This is a genomic window from Ruminococcus champanellensis 18P13 = JCM 17042, assembly GCF_000210095.1.
Lineage (GTDB): Bacteria > Bacillota > Clostridia > Oscillospirales > Ruminococcaceae > Ruminococcus_F > Ruminococcus_F champanellensis.
The window spans coordinates 745,812-750,609 of the sequence record NC_021039.1; the positions used below are offsets into that span (position 1 = coordinate 745,812).

Annotated in this window: 4 protein-coding genes and 1 pseudogene; all 5 read right to left on the bottom strand. The window is 40.1% G+C overall.

Going from position 1 to position 4,798, the window contains the following annotated elements; translation table 11 throughout:
* A pseudogene (locus tag RUM_RS12820) lies at positions 1-416 on the bottom strand (restriction endonuclease subunit S); the annotation flags it as partial.
* 4 nt (positions 417-420) lie between these two features.
* On the bottom strand, positions 421-1,386 hold the full coding sequence (locus RUM_RS03290; RefSeq protein WP_015557798.1) for a DUF4007 family protein: 966 nt from the start codon (positions 1,384-1,386) through the stop codon (positions 421-423).
* Positions 1,383-3,110 (bottom strand): phosphoadenosine phosphosulfate reductase domain-containing protein, encoded by a 1,728-nt coding sequence (locus RUM_RS03295; RefSeq protein WP_041326234.1) that lies wholly within the window; start codon positions 3,108-3,110, stop codon positions 1,383-1,385. The genes RUM_RS03290 and RUM_RS03295 overlap by 4 nt, the downstream gene beginning before the upstream one ends.
* 21 nt (positions 3,111-3,131) lie before the next feature.
* Complete coding sequence (locus RUM_RS03300) at positions 3,132-4,127, bottom strand: helix-turn-helix transcriptional regulator (protein ID WP_015557801.1); 996 nt, start codon at positions 4,125-4,127, stop codon at positions 3,132-3,134.
* Between the two features lie 262 nt (positions 4,128-4,389).
* A partial coding sequence (locus RUM_RS03305) for a hypothetical protein (RefSeq protein WP_162094095.1) occupies positions 4,390-4,798 on the bottom strand: 409 nt, incomplete at its 5' end.

The window sequence follows — 4,798 nt, forward strand, 5'->3', positions numbered from 1 at the left end:
TGCAGTGCCTGCTGTAATGCCTGTAAAAACGAGTGTGAGAGATTGCCGCTGTTTCCGTTGATGATAACAGGCAGTAGCCTTTTTTTACTGGATATGTAGTTTTCGATTCTCTGAGCACTCTCGGTGTCGAGTTTACGAATCCTTTTGATAAGCTTTTTGAATTTATCCGCGTCTTTGTTGTAGAGTACAGCAAGAGCAACTAACACAATGTGTGACTTGCCTCTTCCATATGCTCCGGTCAATATTTTTGCTCGTTCAATGCATCCATTATCTGTATTTTCAAGTATGCTGTTGATCACACTCAAAGCTGACGATGTTGGAATAAATCCAGAGATCTTGGATTCATCATTAAAGTCATATTCAATATTAACAGATGATTGAAATCCTGACGCTATACTTATTATATCTTTCAGCATACTTTTACCTCTGGTTTCCGTTTAATTCACTATAGTATTGTTTTACACATTCCTCTGGGGCATATCCGGATGATTCTGGAAACCGGCAGAATTCACTATAGTATTGTTTTACACATTCCTCTGGGGTCAAATCAGTCAAGATCCGAATTACATCAAGTCCGGCAGTACGCACTACCTTGATGTATCCAGCACCCTCAAGCTGATAAAGGATGTGCAGCAGACTAAGCGTGTCGAGCAAAAAGATTTTCCCAATACTGTTAGTTGAATTTTGAAGGACTGAGATCTTTACTTCCTTCTGCTCACCAATTTGCTTGAGAATCGCATATAAAGCGATTAAATCAGGAATATTCTCGTTTTTGGGTGTGCATTTCCTATAAATACGATTTCCTTGTGTTGTTGTAACATAACTGATTAGTCCGAGTTCAGTCAATGGACATTCGATATTATTCTCTGGATCAATATCATCACTAGAGTTCCTTTTACCCGGATAATAGGTGTTAATAATACATTTAAAATCATCACTGATTGCTCTAGAACTAGGCATGGTTTCACTGTCCTGCATAGTAATGAACTTTCTAAGTGATTTATAAAAATCGTCTTCCGAAAACTCCTGCATTTGGAACTCATTAAAGAAAAGATACCATGAAGTGGCATCTTCAAAATTTGTAGCGAGCCCATAGTGAACAAGCCAAAGAGAGCCCGTTTCTTCAAAATAAGGATCGTTGTTATATATGATTTCGCCAATCGATGTAAGAGATTGTTTTCGCTTTCCTGAATTGGGTTCTACTGTTAATCCAGTTGCTTGGAGCCAGTAACGCAGTGATTTCACCATATTCGCACCAATGCCAAGAACATCCATTGGGTTTTTTTCTTTGCTAATAAAAACATCCGGAGCATTTTCAATATTACGAAGCCCCTTATTCAGCCAACCTTTACGAATGGCAAAAGTATCATGCGCTCTGAATTTCATTTCTTCGATCCTTCTTTGGTTTTTAAGTATTTATCCATCATGCATCCGCCATCAAGATACTTTGCGGTCACACACATCTTACAGCGTTTGCATTTTGTTTCGTCAATGTGATAAGAATCCCCAATAATGGAGATTGCCCCGAATCTGCAAAGAGATTCGCATTTCAAGCACTTCCTGCAGGCATTGAATTTTCTTACCTGATAACCGACCATTCGCTGCAAATCATCATGACTTGCAACATTCATCGTTTTTACTTTGACTGAAAATTCATAGTCCGCTTGCTGAAAAGGCTGTACGGAGAGAATCGGCACATTTGTACGAGCATCAAGAACTATGACCTCGTGAACAAGTTTGCGTCCTAATTCTTTTGATACAATGCCGAAAGGAGTCAGCATGTTCAAGAATTCATCATCCATCGGTCTGTTGAGTCGATATATTTTAGCATGCTCTTCCGAAGTACAGTTCGTGAACCGTATCTTGACATCTTCTGCTGCCTTGACTCCATTTCCGCCTTGCCTTGCTTTCCATTTGCCAGTATCGACATACACTTCAGGGTCGGGTTTTCCGATTCGAACGGCAAACTGAATGAGAAAGTCTCGCCACCGCTTATACTTCTCGGGCATATATATCGAGGACAGGAATTGCGCTCTTAAATTATTATTTGGGCAGCACCAGCATCCAACGCGGTCATACCCGAGACGATACGCTTCATTGAAATCAATCTGCTCTGTTAAAATGTACAGCCAGATATCAATATCTTTCCAATAAAAAATTGGGGTTGCTACGGTCTGTTTCTGAATTTTAACTGACTCCGCATCGTCCTCAACTCGATTATACTTACTTCGAGCCGTTGATTCATCTCGCCGAATACCGTAAAAAGTCAGAATTTTAGTGTCTCTGTAATATCTTGTTAGGACACGAGTAATTGGTCCAGTTTTAAACATTGAACAGCACCAGCGCATCATTCTAGCAGGTGGTCCTATATCCTCACATACCGACATGAAGTCTTGCTCATTATTCTTGGCGGTCTTGAAAATCGCTAGAGGATGATTATCTCGAAAACGATTTGCATATTCTATTGTCAACGGGAACTCTAATGTTGTGTTTCCGAATATATGAACAAGGCTCGGATTTTGCAATGCTTTGGTGACTAAGTCAGCAGTTACTGTTGAATCCTTTCCTCCAGAAAACGAAAGAACTATGTTCTCTATTGGAAATTTAGAAGCCTGTTCCTGTATGAACTGATGAGCCTCGTTTACGATCTCGTAAAAGCGAGTGGAGTTGGCGCGTATAAAGCGTTCTATAAACTGGTTGAAAACATCATATTGATTCTGATCGTGGTATTCCTGCAACTTTAATAATAAGTATTCAGGAGTATGTTTTGAATACATCTTTGATGTCAATGAAACGGATTTGCCATCAATATAATAACGACTATTATTCGCCCATACGGAGCAGTCCTTGTATGCTAACGGCTTATCAAGCATAAGCTCTAATAATAACCGTTCTTCTGGAAAAACAACACGAATATCTGCCGCAAGGTACTTTGCCTTGCCATTACAAAGTGGGCATCGTTCTTTATCTGCATCATTTCGGTTACGAATAATCGGTGTTTTGCATTCAGCACACCAGAATACATCCGTCGGAACAACTGCTTCTGTTTTACTTCCGCACAGTTCACAAACATCTAAGTGTGTTTCATGCTGACAGTTTTCACACCACATTATTTTTCACCACCAATCTTCTTATTCTTCCTGTTTTATCGCAGAACGTACCCAAGTCGTATATGCTTCCTTCACATCAACTGGAGATACAATCTCCATCTGATTAGGAAACTGTGTAAGCCACCCCCAGAAAGTGGGACTGATCTGAACTTCTACAGATGCTGTAAACCTAGCGCCGGACTTTCTAATGCTGATTTCCTCTCCAAACTTATTAAACATTACACCGATAAGACTCTCATCAAAGGAAAGACGAACTTTCTGAATCTTACCGCCATACATTTTAAAGACCTGTTTTGGATAATTAGTAATGGCTTTTGAAGCCTTCTTCGCATCTTTGGAAACACTCTCGTCTGTTTCAGAAATATCAGCTATCCGGTCAACCCTGAACACTTTTACATTGTTTTCGTACTCAGGCTCCGGATGATAACACATCAGATAATAATTGCCGTCATCACAAATCATGGCAAGCGGTTCTTCTTTGTAAAGCTGATTATCATGACGATAAACTCGCTCGCCTGAAGCATTCAAATCAAAATATCGAAATGTTACACGATGCTCGCATTCAATAGCTCGTTCAAGACATTCTGTGATTCTATAAATATCAGCATTTGAATGCTTTACCACATTAAAACTGACGGCGTTTCTCTTCAATAAGTGCGTTGATTCACTTCCTCCGAGGGAGGCAATCTTATTTAGAAGCTCTTCTGTTTTATCTTTGGGTATGAACTTTGAGTTCTGTATTGCGTCCATGATTATTTTCAATTCAGGCAAATCAAATTTTCGTTCCTGAACCCAATAAACCATGTCATGCCCACGACGGCGATTAAGAATAGAGTAGCCATTACTCTGCATCGCATCTATGTCTCCATAAATGGTGCGCCTATCACATTTGATGCCAAGCTTACTCAGCTCCACAATGATATCCTGAGTACTGAGCGGGTGTTGCTCATCAGACTTCCAGTTCAGTATCTCCCAAATTTTTAACAATTTGATTTTCTGCACTTTCATGTCAGCCATAGGCTCACCTCCATCGTGTTTTTATACATAATCTATTATATCACAGCAGATGAATTTTGTCAACCGGTGCAGAGTACAATTTTACGGACTTCGGAACTGCTTTATACAAAAAAACGCACAATGTGATAGCATGTAAATCACATTGTGCGCTTGAAAAAACTTGTTCAGAACACGATATTATACTTACAGTAGTATTGGCGGCGAATAGCCAATTTGTATAGCTAAATTATGCTGGTTATAACTGATTACAATTGTATTTGGCTTATTCTATAAAATCCACCAAATCACCAGATATATCCTTGATTTTGTCCATCTCAAGTTCCATATAGCTTTTGCTTGCTCCTACAGTCCTAAACAGCTGAATCTTCCGTCCGACAACATCTATCTTCCTTACCCTCTCGGTCATCGTAACATAGGAGCCGCCCTGCTTCATACTGTCATTCAGGAAGTATGTGAACTTCAATACTGGATAATGTCCGTCCTCTAGTACATCAGCTATGAGATTTATCTTCTGATTCAGCACTTCCATCTCGGATTCTGTCAGCGTTTCCATCTGTCCGACCTCTCTGGCCTCCTCGCCGACCATATCCTCATAGCCTTCAAGAGCATTGAAGGATGAGAACTGTGCCGCTCTATCGTAGGCCGACATAGGCTTTCGTGTCGGTGACTGT